Source organism: Christensenella sp. KGMB01412 (assembly GCF_055522415.1).
Genome location: NZ_JBVFVW010000002.1, coordinates 365,012 through 382,583, shown reverse-complemented (window position 1 = coordinate 382,583; position 17,572 = coordinate 365,012). Strand labels below are relative to the sequence as shown.

Genomic DNA, 17,572 nt, shown 5'->3' with positions numbered 1-17,572 from the left:
ATTTCCTCCAAAAGTTTTCTTATTATTTTATTACAACTTTGTCTTTCCCAAAAAGGTCAAACAGCTGTTGTTCCATACTTTTTTCTTCCTTGGCCTCTTCCTTGCCGTACAAAACCTCAATAACCATCGCTTTCCCGAATATGTCTTTTGTGATCTGCTGCATCTGCGTGTGGTAATCCTCTTTTTTGAACATATCCACCAGCACCGAATCTGCTGCATCTGCAACAAGATCCAGCATATTTCCATGCGGGTGCAGCGTCTTTACCGCTCCTGCCGCCGGGGCAAGCACAGGTATTTCCCTGCCTACCATTTCGCGGAACTTCACAAGCGCCTCGCCGCTGTCCGGCAATTCCTGCGCCTGTTCCTCTCTTTTCTGCACTGCATCTTTTTCGGCCTGTTCCGTTTGTTCTTCGGCCTCTACCGCTTCTATCGCCGCGCCTTCCTTCTTCTCCTGCACCGGAACATTGATTTCCTGCTGCGCCGCCACGGGAGCCGGTTTCGCCGCCGGGGGTTCCGCAGCCTGAGCCGCCTTACCCGCGCTCATGGAGAAATTCCCCTGCGCGATCCCTGCCGCGAGCTTTTCCACACGGGCTTCGAGCTTTTTTATACGCAGCTCCATATCTTTTGTTTCCACGTCCGTCGTATTCGTCGCCGCGCGCGCTACCGCTGCAATCAGCACCGCATCCGGCGTGGTTGCGTAACGCAATATATTCTGGTTATAGATAAACACTTCCAGCACGCGCAAAAGATTTGCACACCGGTATGCCTCGTCCGCCTCCTGGGCAAGCCGCAGCGAAAGCTCTACCACGATATCCCTTAAAATATTGTGCGGTTCAATACCCGATTGCAGCATCCCGTTCAGCTTTCCAAGCGCCGCGCCCGCATTTTCTTCCAGCACCGCATCGCACAGTTCTTTTGTCTTGAGGCTGTCTGCAATACCCATTGCTTCGTTCACGTGCTCCAGCGTAAGCGTATCCCTGCCGGAAACGCACTGGTCCATCACGGAAAGCGCATCCCTCATAGCGCCCTCGGCGGATTGTGCGATCATTCTGAGCGCTTCTTCTTCATAGGTAACGCCCGTCTTTTCTGCTACCTCGCGCAGGCGGGCAACGATATCCTCATCCGATATCCGTTTGAAATCGTAACGCTGGCAGCGGGAGAGTATGGTTGCCGGCAGTTTGCGTATCTCCGTTGTCGCAAGGATAAACACCGCGTGCGGCGGCGGCTCCTCCAACGTTTTCAAAAGGGCGTTGAATGCTCCGGGCGACAGCATATGCACCTCGTCTATGATATAAATCTTGAATTTGCCGAGTGCAGGCAAAAGCGACACCTTTTCCCGGATATCGCGCACATTGTCAACGCTGTTGTTTGACGCTGCGTCGATCTCAACGATATCCACAAACGCGTCATTACGAAAACTCTTGCACACCTCGCACTCCCCGCATGGATTACCATCCTGCGGATTCAGGCAGCTCATCGCGTTTGCCAGTATCTTTGCCGTACTCGTCTTTCCCGTTCCCCGCGGCCCATAAAACAAATAGGCGTGCGTGGTCTGCCCCGTAGTAACCTGCTTTTTGAGAATATCCGTAATATGCTGCTGTCCGTACACTTCGTCAAAGGTCTTTGGACGAAACACGCGGTACAAAGTTTTATATGCCATAAAATAAAAGCTCCCTATCCATCCTGTTTGTCGCTATCTTATTGCGCCACTCTTCGTTTCTTTTCCTCAAGGTATGCCTCAAAGGTTTTTAAATCCCTGCTCACAATCAGCTCCCGCGGAAATTCAAGCTCGCGAAGCGCCTCAATCGCCGCATCAAAACCGCCGATATTATAACAGGAATGGGCGTCTGAAGACACTGTGATGCGTACGCCCTTTTGTTTGCACTGCCTGATGTATTCCCTGCAATATTTGGGACTTCCCTTGCGGTATTCAAAGGAATGGCTGTTGATCTCCAATAGTTTATCATACTTTTTGGCAGTATCCACCACTTCCTCGATATTGACCGGAAAATGCGGATTCCCCGGATGCCCGATCACATCGATGTATTTATTTCTGAGCGCATTTGTCATGGCTGCCGTGTTTTCCTCCACACTTCCCTGCGGGATCGTGATATCATGCAGCGACGCAATCAAAAACTGCTGTTTCTTCAAATACCCTTCGGCAAGGTCAACGTGTCCCTCGCTGTCCAAAATGTTAAGCTCGCAGCCCCGGATCAGCCTGACTCCCTCGATCTCGTCAGGAACGCTCATCAGCACATTCAGGCTGAATGCTGGTACGATCCCCTTCATGCCTGGGCCGTGATCCGTGCAGCAAAATGCCTCAAGGCCCTTTTTAGCTGCAAAGAGGGCGTTTTCACGCAATGTGGAATAAGCGTGGCCGCTCGCAACCGTATGCGTGTGCGTATCCACCAAAAGCTTCATGTTATCCTCCTGAAATACTCTAAATTTTATCATACCGCGTTGCGGTTTGTTTCCTGTTTCCCACTGTTTTCCCTTTGCCAGAAAAACAGGTATTGCTGCGCGATCCCCGCGTATTCGCCGAACTTATCCCGCGCGAACTCATAGATCGCCTTGTCGCTGCCGACAAAGCCGTAATGCTCCCTCATAACCCGCTTGATCCAGACATCTGCCGGAAACGCGTCATAAAATCCAAGGGAAAAAAGCAACACGCAGTCAGCCACCTTTGGTCCTACTCCGGGCAGGGCCTGCAGCTCTTTTTTAGCCTCCCCGTAAGGCAACGCACGAAGAGCCTCCAAAGAAAACCCCTCCGCCACCATTTTGGCCGCTCCTTTGAGATACGGCGCGCGATAGCCGCTGCCGCATTCTTTCAAATCCCCTTCCGAAAGCCGCGCCAATGCCGCGGGCTCCGGAAAACGGTGCCACGTCTTCCCTTCAAACGTAAAAGGTTCGCCGCACAGGCGGCAAAGCCGGTCAATGATCCCCCGGATACGTTTTACATTATTATTTGCCGAAACAATAAACGTAATGAGCGTTTCAAATGGCTGCTGGTTCAATATACGCAATCCGCAGCCAAACTCCCTGCCGCTTCTGAGCGCTTCATCGCTGCAATCACAAAATAATGCGTCATAATCGCGTTCCAGATCGAAATAATGTTTCCATATCCGTTCATAGTCCTGCGTCCCGCACGGATACAGCAACACATCCTCCCCGCGCTTACTCACACGCAAAAAACGCCCGTGCGCCACGCCCTCATAACAGCCGTCCCTCTCCGCAAAACGAAACGCCTGTCCATTGTCGAAGATATGCCTTGGCTCAAAACAGGACAACCCGGAAATTACCGCAGTTCCCTTGTCAAATGTTATATTCATAGAATCAGTATACCATAAAAAGGCTTTATTTTACAGCATACAATCCAGAGCAAATTCTCATTTTATTCGTCCGCTGGCTTGTCTTTTTTCTTATTTGCAGAAAACACACCCCACAGCAGAAAGCAAAGGCCCACGATACTTAAAACAATGCCAAAGGCAATCGGCGCGTCCATACCGCAGGTTACGACAGACTGCCAATACATCCCCATTTCCGTATCCCAGCCGGGTGCAGTTGTTGCAGCAACCGCCACCCCCGCCGTAATTGCCGCCGCACCATACAGGATCGTCCCCGCAATCAGCATACCAACCCCCGCAATTACTTTTTTCATATTCTATCGTTCCCCTTTCCAGCATTTTTTCAACTATAGCACAATATCAGGGTATAAAAAAGAACACACGCACATTGCGTGTATTCTTTTTATTGAAAATTAATGTTTACTCAGTCGGATACATACGGCAGAAGCGCCATCACTCTTGCCCGCTTGATAGCAATCGCAAGCTCTCTCTGGTGCTTTGCACACGTTCCGGAAGCGCGCCTGGGCATAATTTTACCGCGCTCCGTCAAATATTTTCTTAGCTTTACAACGTCTTTATAATCGATGCTTTCCGATTTATCTGCACAAAAAGCACAAACTTTTCTTCTCGGGCGTCTTGCGCGCATCGGTCTTCTCGCTCTTTCTTCGCTCATTTGAGAAATTCTCCTTTTCTATCAGAATCAGAAAGGCAGTTCCGCGTCGTCGAGCGGCTGGAAATCCGATAATTCCTCTGCAAACAGGTCGTCGGCATTTTGCTGCGGCTGCGGCATATTTTGTCCGGGCGCGTCTCCGCGTGTAGCTCCCGGGTTCTGCGACTTATTTGTCACAAATTCCACTTCGTCCGCAACGACCTCCGTCACATATTTCCTTACGCCGTTCTGATCGTCGTAGGTTCTGGTCTGAATCGTTCCGATCACACCGATTTTAGAGCCCTTTACAAAATACTTTGCAACAAACTCCGCTGTAGACCGCCACGCAACGCAGTTAATAAAATCTGCCTGCTGCTGGCCATCCTGCGATTTATACCTGCGCGACACCGCTACGGTAAAGCTTGTTACCGCAACGCCGCTCGAAGTCGTACGCTGTTCCGGATCTCTTGTTAAATTCCCAACCAGAATCGCTTTATTCATCTTGGAACCATCCTTTTTTACTGTCGTTTCCGGGCAAATCGCCCGTTATCCTGCACCGGGGCAGAACACCCTTTTATTTTTCGTCTAAATTGATTACGATATAGCGGATTACATCGTCGGAAATCTTGTAATTTCTTTCGAGCTCAACCGGCAGTGTCGGTTCCGCTTCAAATGTCATCAATACATAATAGCCGTCGTTTAAATACTGGATCGGGTAGGCAAGTCTCTTTTTGCCCCATTCGTCGATCTTTTCAATCGTACCGCCATTGTTCGTTACGATATCAGAAAATCTTTTGACGAGGGCGTCTTTCTTCTCCTCTTCCATATCCGGCTTTAAAATATACATTGATTCATATTTTACCATCCGTAATTCACCTCCTTCTGGACTAATGGCCCTGCTTTTTGCCCGCAGGGCAAGGACGCTACATCAAGATATTATAGCTTAACCGCCTATCAAAAGTCAAGCGGTCGGCCCGGATTCGTTTTCGTCGTTCCTAGGTTCCGGCTCCTGTTTTTCCTGTTGCGGCGCGCCTGCCTGATGTGCTTCGGACGGCGGCTGCGGTGCTGCCGGCGGGATATTTCCCTGCGGCTGTTGCGGAATCTGGCCTTGCAGCGGGGCCTGCGGAGCTCCACCCTGCCCCATATTCTGCGGCGGGTAATACTGTCCCTGCGCTCCAAACTGCGGGTTGCTCACGGCCTGCGCTTTTTTGCGCGCATTTTTTCTTAAGGTAACGACCAGTACGATCGCAATGATTACGACCACTGCAATAATCACGCCCACCATGATATTACGCATTCCATCTGCCTTTGCCTTATCCTGCGCGTACGTTGCGCCGGTGCTCGGAATATTCTCATAGGAAGCGCTCTGTACGATTTCTTTGAGGGTTGACTTTTGTTCGTCCGTTACCGGCCCGTCGTAATTGATCACCCTGATATAAATAAACTGCCCGTTTTTCACAGTCGCATACATTTGCTGCCACACATCCATCCCGCTCATCGATCCGTCCATCGAACCGATCATGTAGGTATTGTCGCCGATTTTTTCCATGGAATCCATCTGGATGCTCGCATCGTCAACTATTTGTGCGCCACTCGAGGACATATCGTTGAGCACATCCTGATCGAGGTCGTCGACGCTGTTGATGCCCGCAGCCCCCTTCATAACCTCCTCCATATCCGCCTGTGAAAGCGTATCGAGGTCGTAAACATATTCTGCGCTGTCGTTTTCCATAGCTGTAACCGTATATTCAAAGCTTCCTTCCGGATCCATCACGGTTAAGTAAATCATATTGCTTTCGAGGTAATCCATGAGGTCTTCCTCATCGAGGCCCTGCATCCCGGTCCATTCCTCCATCGCGTCATTGATCTCTACTCCGGTGACTGCCGTCATCAGCCCCTCCGCGCCTGGAATCGTCACCGTCATGTGAAGGTCCGGAATCTCGAACGTTTCCCCTGCCGCAAACCCGGCGGCGGCAACCCCCAGCACAAGCACGCAAATTACCACCATGCAAATTATCTTCTTCATTTTGATACCTCCGTTTTTCATTCTGCACTTTTAAAAAAAAGCTGCCGGCTGTGGGTAATCTCCCTTTTGATCCGGCAGCTTTATTTCCTATTGAAGCGAATCTTCAAGCTTCCTTATCCCAGTCTCAATCCGGCTGAGCGCCTCATGCCTGCCAAGCAAATAGGCGATTTCGATTGCTCCTCCGGGCGTTACCGGCGTACCCGACAGCGCAACGCGCAGCGGGTATAAAAGCTGTCCGTTTTTGATGCCGAGTTTTTCTACGAGCGACATCATCGCATCGTGGATAGCGCTTTGCGTAAATTCCGGCAGGTCCCTCAGCACCGGATACGCCTCCCTTAAGTACACGAGCGCACTCTCCGGCGTAACCTTCATCTTTTTGTGGAAATAAAGGTCTATGTCATAATCCGGGAGCCTGGAGAGGAACGTAAGCTTTTCCGGAATCTCGTTGAGCACCTCAAGCCTCGGCTGGATCAGCCTTGTAATGAGCGGCAGGTCGAATTTATCCGGATCGATTGCCTGCTCGAAATATGGCATTGCCATTTTAATGAAATCCTCCTCGGAAAGAGCGCGGATATATTCCGCATTCATCCACCTGAGCTTTTCCACATCAAAAATCGCCGGGCTTTTGCTGATGCCCGACACGTCAAACGCGTGCTCCAGCTCTGGCAGCGTGAAAATTTCCTTGTTGTCTGCGGGCGACCAGCCCAGCAATGCAATATAATTCAAAATCGCATGGGACAAATAGCCCTTTTCTATAAAATCCTCATAAGACGCATCGCCATGCCGTTTGGATAGCTTTGCGTGTTTATCGCGCATCACCGGCGGCAAGTGGATATATTCCGGCACATCCCAGTCCAGCGCTTCATATAAAAGGTTATATTTCGGCGTAGAGGAAAGATATTCGATTCCGCGTATTACGTGCGTAATTTTCATGAGGTGGTCGTCCACCACGTTTGCAAGATTATAGGTCGGATATCCGTCCGATTTCAGCAGGATGTTATCCTCCATATCGCTGTTGGGAACCGTCACATCCCCATAGACCATATCGCTGTAGGTCGTCTGGCCTTCGGCCGGGATATTCTGGCGTATCACATAAGGCACGCCTGCGTCAAGCTTTTCCTGAATCTCTTCCGGTGTTAATTGAAGGCAGTGCTTGTCATATTTGAACTGCCGTCCGTCCTGCTCGCACTGGCTGCGCAGGCCTGCAAGGCGCTCCTTGGTGCAGAAGCAATAATACGCTGCTCCGCGTTTCACAAGCTCCTGTGCGTACTTACCATAGATGTCCTTCCGTTCGGATTGGATGTACGGGCCGTATTCCCCGCCAACATCCGGTCCTTCGTCATAAATGAGTCCCGTATCCTTGAGCGTACGGTAAATAATCTCGCTGGCTTCGTCCACCAGCCGTTCCCTGTCCGTATCCTCGATACGCAGGATAAACTTCCCGCCATTTTTCTTGGCAAATAAATATGCGTAAAGCGCCGTGCGCAACCCGCCAATGTGCAGATATCCCGTGGGGCTGGGCGCAAATCTCGTTCTTACTTCCATTCTCATCGTCCTTTCCGGAATTTATCCTGCTCTTACTTGCCTGCAAGCACCTGCTTTGCAAAGCTGTCCTTGAGACTCACGATCTGATTGAATACAAGCTTATCTGCCGTTGTATCCACCGGATCGATGCTAAAATAGCCCTGCCGCATAAACTGGAACCGGTCGCCCTTCTGTGCTGTTTTGATGTGCGGCTCCACCATCACATGGTCGAGCACGACCATAGAATTCTCGTTGGGAATCATCGTTCCGTCCTCCTGCTCAACAAAGAGGGAATCCAAAAGGCGCGCCTGCGCTTTTACCGCGGATTCCGCTTCCACCCAGTGCAGCGTACCCTTTACTTTTTTTCCGCTGTTCTCCCCGCCGGATTTCGTTGTAGGATCGTAGGTGCAGATCACTTCCGTAACATTGCCGTTTTCATCCTTTACCACACGCTCACATTTGATGATATAAGCGTTTTTGAGACGCACCTCCCCGCCGACAAACAGGCGGAAATACTTTTTATTGGGTTTTTCCTCCATAAAGTCTTCCTGCTCGATGTACAGGTGCTTTGAGAAAGGAACCTCGTGCGTGCTCCCGCTTCCGGGCATATCCTCTGCCGTAAGCATTTCCGTTTGCCCGTCCGGGTAATTTTCGATGGTCAGCTTAAGCGGACGCAGCACCGCCATAATGCGCGGCGCATGTGCATTCAGGTCTTCCCTTACGCAGTGCTCGAGCAGCCTTACGTCAACCTCGGATACCGCCTTTGCAACGCCGATACGCTCGCAAAAATCACGGATTGCAGCAGGTGTGTATCCCCTGCGGCGGACACCGGAAAGCGTAGGCATGCGCGGATCGTCCCAGCCGGATACAACGCCGTCGTCCACCAGCTTTTTCAGGTAACGCTTGCTCATCACCGTATTGGTCAGGTTCAGGCGTGCAAACTCGTACTGGTGCGGCACATTTTTGCATTCGCAGTTTTCAATAAACCAGTCGTAAAGGGGACGATGGTCCTCAAACTCCATGGTGCACACAGAATGCGTCACACCTTCAAACGCATCCTCCAGAGGATGCGCAAAATCGTACATGGGGTAGATTACCCACTGGTCTCCCGTTCTGTGGTGCGGCGCTTTCACAATGCGGTAAATCGCCGGATCACGCATATTGAGATTCGGCGAGGCCATATCGATCTTGGCACGAAGCACCTTTGTTCCATCTGCAAATTCGCCCGCCTTCATGCGTTCGAATAAATCCATATTCTCCTGCGCACTCCGGTTGCGGTAAGGGCTTTCTTTCCCCGGCTGCGTCAGCGTTCCACGATATTCCCGCATTTGCTCTGGTGTGAGATCGTCCACATACGCAAGGCCCTTTTCCACCAGCTTTTTGGCACATTCGTACATAAATTCAAAATAATCCGAGCCGTAGACCTCATTGTCCCACCGGAAGCCGAGCCATCCGATATCCTTTTTGATTGCCTCGATATACTCCGCATCCTCCTTCACCGGATTCGTATCGTCAAAACGCAGGTTGCACCTGCCGCCATACTCTTCGGCCAGTCCAAAATTGAGGCAGATCGCTTTTGCGTGCCCAAGGTGCAGGTATCCGTTCGGCTCAGGCGGAAAACGCGTTACTACCGTCTTCACCGCACCGTCCGCAAGGTCGCGGTCAATAATTTCTTCGATAAAGTTTTTCGATTCGTTTTCTGACATCATTGTCTCTCCAAATAATTCTAAATTATAAATAGTATTGTTATTATATCACAGTTATTTGTGATATGTCTCGTGATTTATGATCTTGAACGCGCGGAAAACCTGTTCCAAAAGAACAATGCGGAAAAGCCTGTGCGGCAGCGTCATTTTCGAAACGGAGAGCCGCATATCCGCACGCGACAGCACCTCCTGCGAAAGCCCGAGCGATCCGCCGATTACAAAGCAAAGCGTACTGTTTCCGTCCGTCATAAGCGCGTCTGTTTTCTGTGCAAATTCCTCTGATGAAAGCTGCTTCGCCGCAACGTCGCACGCGATTACAAATCCTTCGCATTTGGAAAGGATCCGCTTTCCCTCCGCTTCCTTCACCGCCAATTCCGCTTTCCCTCCCCTTACATTCGAGAGCGGTTCGTCCGGTAGTTCCTCCACTGTAATATCGCAAAAACGTCCGAGCATTTTGACATACTCGGCCTGCGCTTTCAGATAAAAATCCTCTTTCAGTTTCCCTACGCAAACAATTTTGATTTTGACCATTGTCATCCCTTTCTGAAAACCATGCTTTTTCCCAAAAGCGTGGCAGCCTATAAAAAAACTCCGGATACCCCTCCGAAGTTTTCCAAATCAACTGTTTTATTCCGGGTTCAGGTCGCCGCATAAATTCCCGTAACCCCTTCGCGCTTTGCCATCGCGACGGCCACGTGCTTTCCGATTGTCACACCGTTTTGTTGCAGGAAGCTGCACACCGTCTCATAAGCCAGTTCATAAAAATTATTCTTTTCTGATAAATGCCCGAGCAATATGCCCCTTACGCCCGCCGCAGCCAGCTGGTAAGCCGTTTTCGCCGCGTCGTCGTTGGAAAGATGCCCGTGCGTGGAAAGAATTCTGCGTTTTAAATAGTAAGGATACGGACCGCATTTGAGCATCTCCACATCGTGGTTGGATTCCAGTAAAACGATGGAAGAACCCGCCACCTGCGCCAATATCTTTTCCGTCACTCTGCCAAGGTCAGTCATAATGCTGACCTTCTTGCCTCCCGCCGTTACGCTGTAACCAAACGGACGCACCGCATCGTGCGATATTTCATACGGCTGCACACACAAATCCTTTACATAAAAATCCTGCTCGTCGATGACGCGTATATTTTTGCTTTGCACCTCGCCCAGACGCTTTTCCATCTCACACCACGTCTGCTCGTTTGCGTAAACGGGAATATCGTACTTGCGCGAAATCACCCCAACGCCAGCAATGTGGTCGCTGTGTTCATGCGTAATCAAAATACCGTCAATGTCCTCCATGTGCGTATCGACCTTTTTCAGCTCGTTTGCTATTTTCGTGCAGGAATACCCAGCGTCTACAAGCACCTTGGACGTTTCCGTTCCGATATAAATGCAATTTCCCTTTGATCCGCTGAACAGTGGGGATATTTTAAGCTCCATATATTGTGCCTTTCCATTACCATGTAACACATAGTATTGTATACCCTTTTGTGTTTTTTTTCAATCAAATTTATTTTTCATCCCCTTTGTCCCGAAATTACTGTTTGCTCATTGCAACCGCTCTCTTTTTCCGCTATAATAACAGTAATTTTTATAGCGATTTATCAAAAGGCTGATTACAGGCTTTTGATATAAATTGCAAATCCAAGCGATTGATCGTATGTATGGCATAACCTGCTTTACGCTGAATCGCTGTAATTGATTTGGGGTTCTTATATGGATACGGTAAACAATGTGCAGAAAACATGCAGCTGTGCGGCTGCCTCCGGAAATCAAAGCGCGGCTTCCATAAGCGATTCGCAGCGCCTTCTTTTTGCGCAGTTACTCGCGCAAAGTATGGATTCCTCGCTTGCATCCCTTGCGGATTTTTCGGAAAGCGATAGCGATAACAAGCGGAGCAACGGGGGAAGTTCTTCTTCGCTGTTGTCTTCCCTTGCAGGCCTCTTTGCAGGCGGCACGCAAACCACTGCTATTTCGGGCCCGTTTGGTAATTTCTCCACTGCCGGGCCGGTCGGCCAGACTGCGGCGCAGGCTGCCCTTACCCGCGTTGGCGATCCATATTCGCAGGCCAGGCGCGGAACTGGAAATTATGTTGACTGCAGTTCTTTTACGCAGTGGTCATACGGGCAGGCAGGCGTTACGCTTCCGGGCACGGCGGCAGAGCAGGCCCAATATTGCGCGCAAAACGGTTACACCATCGCGCGCGGGGATTTACAGGAGGGAGACCTCGTGTTTTGGAGTAAGGCGGGCTGCGACTGCGGACGATACGATGAAATCCACCATGTAGGTATTTATCTTGGGGACGGCAAAGTCGTGGAGGCGAGTTCATCAAAAGGGCAAGTCGTGGTAAACGATTTGTGGGGTGAAAACGGCGGCAAATGGCAGGTTGCCATGTATGCCCGCCCATATTAAACGGCAAATAGCAAAGAGAGGATTTCCTCTCTTTTTTGTATTTAAATTTTGATCCTTCCAAAAAAACCGCTTGCTATTTTTCCATTTCTGGTTTATAAGTAATTATACTGACTGGTCAATCCAATTTCAAAGGGGCAAAGCCATGAATAAAACCAAGGAAGCAATCTACAACGCGTCTGTCGATGTGTTTTCGCAGTCTGGCTACACCGGCGCGGCAATGGATGAAATTGCAGTGCGGGCCGGAGTTGCCAAAGGAACTCTTTATTATCATTTCAAAAGCAAAGAGGAGCTTTTTCTGTTTGTTATGCAGGAGGGGCTTTCCTATATGATCAAGGATGCGCAGCGTGTCCTGTCGCGGCCCCTTGCTCCCGCGGAAAAGCTAAAGGCCCTGTGCCAGTCGCAGCTTAAGGTCGTCCATAAAAACGAGAACTTTATCAAGGTAATCTTAAGCCAGCTTTTCGGACAGGAGGAACGGCAACAAATCCTGCGAAGCAAGTTAAGCGAATACACTCTGCTGATTCAGTCCTGTATTGCAGAGCTGGAAGGCGCGCCAAAAAGCCAGGCCGAAACAGATGCGGCAGTGCTCGGCTTCCTTGGCACGCTCATTTCCGCTGCGGTATACGGAGCGCTGGATCATTCTCCGCAGAAGGATATGCCGGATATCCTGATGCAAAATTACCTGCGCGGTATTCTGTAAGCAAGAAAACGGGAACACCAAGGCGTTCCCGTTTTTTATTTTCCAAACAGTTTTCGGATCAAAGCTGCTTTTAATAAGCCTCGTTATAAATTTCTATCATCTTATCCACTGTCATCGGCTTCGGATTTCCATTGTGGTTCATATCGTTAAACGCAAGCTCCGCAAGCTTTGGAATATCCTCCTTTTTGCAGCCGACCTCGCGCAGCCTTGGAATCCCAACATCGCTTGACATACGCTTGACCGCCGCAATGGATTTATCCGCGACTTCAATGACGCTCAGTCCGTCGCCAACCTCTCCCATTGCAACTGCAACGTCGGCAAAACGTTCGGGACAGGCTGTGATGTTATATTCCATTACATATGGCAGCATAATCGCGTTTGCAACGCCGTGCGGAGTATCGTAAGCGCCGCCCAGTGTGTGTGCCATTGCATGCACGCATCCAACGGGCGAACTATTAAATGCCATGCCCGCCATCAGGCTGCCCATCAGCATTCCCTCACGTGCCGGTATATTTTTTCCATTTGCAACCGCCTGCCGCAAATTCTGTGAAATAAGCTCAATCGCGTGCAATGCCAGCGCGTCTGTCTGCGGCATAGGCGCAATCGATGTGTAGGCTTCAATGGCATGGGTAAGCGCGTCCATACCGGTAGCCGCCGTAAGGCCGGCGGGAACCGAAGCCGTCAGCACCGGATCAGCCAAAGCCAGGTCGGGCGCATACCACGGATGTCCAAAGGAAGCTTTCATATTGCGCGCAGGATCTGTAAGTACAGACCAGATCGTCACCTCGCTGCCCGTCCCTGATGTCGTCGGTATGGCGATCAACGGTTTTTTCCTCTTCTTCAAAGGGTTTTTCTGGCCCTCGCGCGTCACCTCGTAATCCAGTATATTTCCGCCGTTTGCCTCAACGATATTGATTGCCTTGGCAACGTCCATCGAGCTTCCCCCACCGATTGCAATCGTAATATCGCAGCCGTTGTCCTTCATGACTTTCACGCCCTGCTCAATACACCCAACCACCGGGTTTCCTTTGATGTCGGCAAAACGCACCACCGGAATCTGCGCGTCCTGCAGGTATTTTTCAATCGTATCGATCATCCCCGTGGAGATCAAACCCGGATCTGTCACGAGCAGCGCTTTTGTGCCTCCGAATTCCTTTACCTTGTCGCCAATGGTTTCCGCCGCTCCCACGCCGAATTCCACTGTTGTAAAATGCTTAAATATTTTTGTATCCATTTCCAATCTCCTATCTACCCTTAATTGCATTATTCCATGCGTTTTTATTATATCATCGGTATCTTTTGATTGAAAAAGCCGTATAGGCCCATAAAAAACGATTTTGGGAAACCAATCCTCAAAATCTCTTAATGTAACCGGTTACCTTAGCATATTAAGGCATTTCTACCATGAATGGTATTATCATATTACCATTGGTTTTTATATAATAAAATAGAATGATCAAACGTCGCATCACAGCTTGGACACCGAAGAAAGAGGATTTCAATCCATGGACATTCTGGCACTCATCGGGGCGTTTGGCGGAGGCCTTATCGGCGCGCTCATTGGCGCGATTCCCGCTTTTATTATGACAGGCGTTATCGCCCTGATTGGCGGGATTGCGACCGCGTCCGGCGCTCCGGCAGACCTCACAATCGGGTTTCTTGCATTCGGCGCCTTTCTCGGCCCGCACGTCGCATTTGCAGGCGGCGTTGCGGCGGCAGGCTTTGCCGGAAAGACAAAGCGGATCAAATCCGGTTCCGATATCTTTATTGCGCTCAACCAGTTGAAATCCCCTGCCGTGCTACTCGTCGGCGGGATATTTGGCATGCTCGGCTTTCTGATCCATTATTTGATCGGAATCATTCCCTTTGCCGCTTTGCCTGACCTTCCGTCAATCACCGTGGTGATTCTGGCGGTTATCACGCGCCTGCTTTTTGGCTCAAGCGGCCTTACCGGAGAATGCACCGGGCCTGACAAAAGAGTATGGCTGCTGTGCGGAAACGACATTCTTTATGACGTGCTCCTTGGCGGCGGCGTTGGAACAGCGGTGGCGTTTGTCGGCAGCGCCCTTTCGGGCGCCGGAGCGGGCGATACGTTTCTCTCTGTTTATCCTGTTATCTGCTTTGGGTTTTCTGCCGTTACGCTTCTTTTTACCCAGATGGGCTTTGCCGTACCCGCAACGCACCACATCACATTCTGCGCTGCGCTTGCGGCTGTTCTTGGCATTTCCCTGCTTGGCCCGGTTGGCGGCGCATTACTTGGTACGCTTTTCGGCGCGCTCGCAGCAGTGCTTGGAAGCCTGTTTTGCAACCTCTTTAACACCCGTTGCGACACACATTTCGATCCGCCGGCCACTACGATCTCACTCCTTACGGTTGCGTTGGGCCTGATTACCATGGCCGTTTCCTGAATTCCTTTTTGGACACTAAAAAACATTAAAATTATAACCAACAGGTAAACTGTTGGTTTTTTTGCGCGCAATGTGTTGACAAATAAGTCCAAAAGCAATATTATTTATACTGACCAGTCAGTATAAATAATTCAACGAAGGAGTGTTACATTTGAAATTTGCAAAAATAGCAGGAAACGATATCTCCAGTATTTTCACAAACAGGCTGATACGCGTCTCGGTGATTGCCATCCTGATTGTGCCTATGCTTTACAGCCTTTGCTATCTCGCCGCATTCTGGAATCCTTACGGCAGGCTGGATCAACTGCCCGTAGCCGTGCTAAACCTCGACGAAGGCGCGACGCTTGACGGAAAGCCGGTCAATTATGGGGACAATGTAGTGGACGACCTGCGCGGCAACAACGAAGTCAAATGGTCTTTTATCACGCAGGACGACCTCAAGGACGGCTTCCAGAACACGGAGTACTACTCCATGTTCACAATTCCGGAAGATTTTTCCCAAAAGATTGTCAATGCAAAAACGGGCGAGCCTACGGTGGCGGATATTATCTATACCTCGAATCAGGCCAAAAATTTTCTTGCCTCGCAAATCAGTGGAAATGTCGAGGTCCAACTGAAGGACCAGGTTTCTTCTTCTGTTACGAAAGAATATACGCTGGCTGCTTTTGACGGGCTTTACGACGCTAAGGACGGGCTTTCGCAGGCAGAAGACGGCGCTGCCGAGCTGCACGACGGTATCGGCCTGCTTTATGGAAAACTGCCCGACCTCACGGACGGAGCAAGCAAACTCACGGACGGTTCCTCCACGCTCAACACAGGGCTTACCCAACTAAATTCGAATGTTCCCGCCCTGAAAAGCGGCAGCGCCCAGCTTTCCGGCGGCCTCGCTGAGCTTAATAGCCAGGTTCCCGCGCTTACGCAGGGTGCAAACCAGCTAAGCGAGGGCGCGGGCAGGCTATCCGGCGGCATCGACTCGCTTGAGGCCAAAAGCAGTGAACTTGCATCCGGAGTCAATCAGCTTTACGAAGGGGCGCAGTCTCTTTCAGGGGGAATCACAGAATTATCCGACCGTTCCTCCGAGCTGTCCGGCGGTGCTGCGGCGGTAAAATCCGGCACTGCAAAGCTCAGGGACTCTGCCGATGCGCTTGCACAAGGCGCGGCAGGCGTATCCTCCGGCCTTGACGCGCTCATATCCGCCACATCGTCCACCACAGACTTTGACGATGCGGTCACAGATATCAAAGCACTCATCGATTCCGGTTCGGCTACGCCCGACCAGCTAAAAGGTGCGCTTGACGCCCTGCAATCCTCCTACCACAGCAACCTTGCCGACCTGAATAACGGGCTGCAGAGTGCAAAAGGCGGTGTTGGCAGCATCGAAACCGGGCTTGGCGCATTGCAATATACCCTTGATCCCTCCAATACGGTAATGCCGGATGGCTCTCCTGCGTTTGCCGCAGGCGTCGACCAGCTTACAAACGGTATTGATACCGCCGCGGATGCGATCAATACACAGCTGAAGCCCGGCGCAGACCAACTTGCGAGCGGCATCGGCGAATTAGACGGAAAGCTGCCCGCCCTTTCAGAAGGCATCAACACGCTGTCAGAAGGCGCTCATCAACTGGACTCCGGTGCAACCGAATTATCTGAAAAAACGCCCGCGCTTGCAAACGGCGTTTCGCAGCTTGCTACCGGCAGCAACGCATTAAACAGCGGTATAAACCAGGCAGCAAACGGTATTTCGCAGCTTACGAGCGGTTCTTCGGAACTGAAAAACGGCATGGATTCGCTGCAGTCCCAGCTTCCACAACTGACCGACGGCGTTACCAAATTAAACGACGGCTCCGCTGAGCTTTCGACAAAGCTTGCAGACGGCGTAAGCTATATCGACGGTAACCTTGTAAACTCAAGCGAATCGATGGCAGAGTACATCAGCGAGCCCGTCTCGATTTCAAACCAGCCGGTCAATCCCGTTCCGGATTATGGCACTGGTTTTGCGCCTTACTTTATACCTCTTTCCCTGTGGGTGGGCGCAATCCTGATGTTTTTCATTATCTCTCCCCGTACCGATCCGCGCTATCAGGCGGGCAGCGTGCAGTCAGTGATCGGCAAATATCTTTCGTATGCGTTCATCGGCGTACTTCAGGCGATCATGGTAGGTGCAGTGGTCTTAACGCTTGGTTTGACGCCAAACAATCCCGCGCTCTATTTCTTTACGATCATAGTGATGTCTCTCACGTCGATCGCGATCGTACAGGCGCTGATTTCACTGCTTGGGGACGCGGGGCGGCTCATCGCCATCGTTCTGCTGATCCTTCAGCTTACCGCGGACGCAGGCACCTTCCCGCTCGAGCTTGTTCCGAATTTCTTTAAGGTGCTCAATCCGTTTATGCCGTTTACCTATTGCGTTACGGCCTTACGTGAAGCGATCTCCGGCTCTGATATCGCCCTGATCTGGCAATGTATCGGTATACTTGCGATCTTCCTCGGAAGCTTCCTCGCACTATCCATCATCTTCAAAAAGCGCGGGGAAAAGCTTCAGGATAAAGTTGAGCAAATGAAGCTGGCATAACGCTTCTTTCATGTATGCAGTCAGTTTGGAACCCCCGCTCCCTATCGGCCTGTAAAGAAACCCCGATTTTCATTGCTGAAAATCGGGGTTTGCCATGTAAACATCAAATAGCGCATAAAAAAAGGCGGCAAGCCCACAAGACCAGAAAATTTCATTCCGGCCCGGTTTCTTATTCGGCCAGGCCCTTATGGATGGTATTGCATCTATTATTTATCAATTTGGCCTGTGAGGCAAATCATAA

17 protein-coding genes are annotated in these 17,572 nt (G+C 50.7%); 4 read left to right on the top strand and 13 right to left on the bottom strand.

Annotated features, from left to right (window positions below):
• Window positions 1-22 precede the first annotated feature (22 nt).
• The 12 genes from dnaX to ACS5WU_RS04785 all read right to left on the bottom strand — a co-directional run bounded on the left by dnaX (window position 23) and on the right by ACS5WU_RS04785 (window position 10,682).
• On the bottom strand, window positions 23-1,660 hold the full coding sequence (gene dnaX / locus ACS5WU_RS04840) for a DNA polymerase III subunit gamma/tau (protein WP_302759861.1): 1,638 nt from the start codon (window positions 1,658-1,660) through the stop codon (window positions 23-25).
• A 38-nt stretch (window positions 1,661-1,698) separates the two neighbouring features.
• Complete coding sequence (locus ACS5WU_RS04835) at window positions 1,699-2,421, bottom strand: phosphatase (protein WP_046444124.1); 723 nt, start codon at window positions 2,419-2,421, stop codon at window positions 1,699-1,701.
• A 29-nt stretch (window positions 2,422-2,450) separates the two neighbouring features.
• Entirely contained in the window at window positions 2,451-3,329 is an 879-nt protein-coding gene (locus tag ACS5WU_RS04830; protein WP_046444123.1) for a DNA-3-methyladenine glycosylase family protein, read from the bottom strand.
• A gap of 62 nt (window positions 3,330-3,391) precedes the next feature.
• Complete coding sequence (locus ACS5WU_RS04825; protein ID WP_046444122.1) at window positions 3,392-3,658, bottom strand: hypothetical protein; 267 nt, start codon at window positions 3,656-3,658, stop codon at window positions 3,392-3,394.
• A gap of 110 nt (window positions 3,659-3,768) precedes the next feature.
• Window positions 3,769-4,017: a 30S ribosomal protein S18 gene (rpsR, locus tag ACS5WU_RS04820; protein ID WP_046444121.1), complete on the bottom strand. Its 249-nt coding sequence runs from the start codon at window positions 4,015-4,017 to the stop codon at window positions 3,769-3,771.
• A gap of 27 nt (window positions 4,018-4,044) precedes the next feature.
• Entirely contained in the window at window positions 4,045-4,494 is a 450-nt protein-coding gene (locus tag ACS5WU_RS04815) for a single-stranded DNA-binding protein (RefSeq protein WP_046444120.1), read from the bottom strand.
• A gap of 73 nt (window positions 4,495-4,567) precedes the next feature.
• On the bottom strand, window positions 4,568-4,858 hold the full coding sequence (rpsF, locus tag ACS5WU_RS04810; protein ID WP_046444119.1) for a 30S ribosomal protein S6: 291 nt from the start codon (window positions 4,856-4,858) through the stop codon (window positions 4,568-4,570).
• A gap of 96 nt (window positions 4,859-4,954) precedes the next feature.
• A complete protein-coding gene (locus tag ACS5WU_RS04805; RefSeq protein WP_302759860.1) occupies window positions 4,955-6,019 on the bottom strand; it encodes a hypothetical protein in 1,065 nt (354 codons plus the stop codon).
• 87 nt (window positions 6,020-6,106) lie between these two features.
• The gene (gltX, locus tag ACS5WU_RS04800) at window positions 6,107-7,570 is read right to left on the bottom strand and encodes a glutamate--tRNA ligase (RefSeq protein ID WP_302759859.1); all 1,464 of its coding nucleotides are present in this window, start codon (window positions 7,568-7,570) and stop codon (window positions 6,107-6,109) included.
• 26 nt (window positions 7,571-7,596) lie between these two features.
• Complete coding sequence (locus ACS5WU_RS04795; protein WP_302759858.1) at window positions 7,597-9,252, bottom strand: glutamine--tRNA ligase/YqeY domain fusion protein; 1,656 nt, start codon at window positions 9,250-9,252, stop codon at window positions 7,597-7,599.
• Window positions 9,253-9,303: 51 nt separating this feature from the next.
• Complete coding sequence (rlmH, locus tag ACS5WU_RS04790; RefSeq protein ID WP_302759857.1) at window positions 9,304-9,780, bottom strand: 23S rRNA (pseudouridine(1915)-N(3))-methyltransferase RlmH; 477 nt, start codon at window positions 9,778-9,780, stop codon at window positions 9,304-9,306.
• Between the two features lie 107 nt (window positions 9,781-9,887).
• Window positions 9,888-10,682, bottom strand: a complete 795-nt coding sequence (locus tag ACS5WU_RS04785) for an MBL fold metallo-hydrolase (RefSeq protein WP_046444114.1) — start codon at window positions 10,680-10,682, stop codon at window positions 9,888-9,890.
• A gap of 276 nt (window positions 10,683-10,958) precedes the next feature.
• Between ACS5WU_RS04785 and ACS5WU_RS04780 the strand changes: the two genes are divergently transcribed.
• Window positions 10,959-11,654, top strand: coding sequence for a C40 family peptidase (locus ACS5WU_RS04780; protein ID WP_052740539.1), 696 nt, complete (start codon window positions 10,959-10,961; stop codon window positions 11,652-11,654).
• 142 nt (window positions 11,655-11,796) lie between these two features.
• Window positions 11,797-12,351: a TetR/AcrR family transcriptional regulator gene (locus ACS5WU_RS04775; protein ID WP_046444113.1), complete on the top strand. Its 555-nt coding sequence runs from the start codon at window positions 11,797-11,799 to the stop codon at window positions 12,349-12,351.
• A gap of 70 nt (window positions 12,352-12,421) precedes the next feature.
• On the opposite strand, the gene ACS5WU_RS04770 is transcribed toward ACS5WU_RS04775, so the two are convergent.
• On the bottom strand, window positions 12,422-13,585 hold the full coding sequence (locus ACS5WU_RS04770; RefSeq protein WP_052740538.1) for an iron-containing alcohol dehydrogenase: 1,164 nt from the start codon (window positions 13,583-13,585) through the stop codon (window positions 12,422-12,424).
• 271 nt (window positions 13,586-13,856) lie between these two features.
• Between ACS5WU_RS04770 and ACS5WU_RS04765 the strand changes: the two genes are divergently transcribed.
• The gene (locus ACS5WU_RS04765) at window positions 13,857-14,759 is read left to right on the top strand and encodes a DUF7973 family transport facilitator (RefSeq protein ID WP_302759856.1); all 903 of its coding nucleotides are present in this window, start codon (window positions 13,857-13,859) and stop codon (window positions 14,757-14,759) included.
• A 151-nt stretch (window positions 14,760-14,910) separates the two neighbouring features.
• A complete protein-coding gene (locus ACS5WU_RS04760; protein WP_302759855.1) occupies window positions 14,911-17,331 on the top strand; it encodes a YhgE/Pip domain-containing protein in 2,421 nt (806 codons plus the stop codon).
• Window positions 17,332-17,572 lie beyond the last annotated feature (241 nt).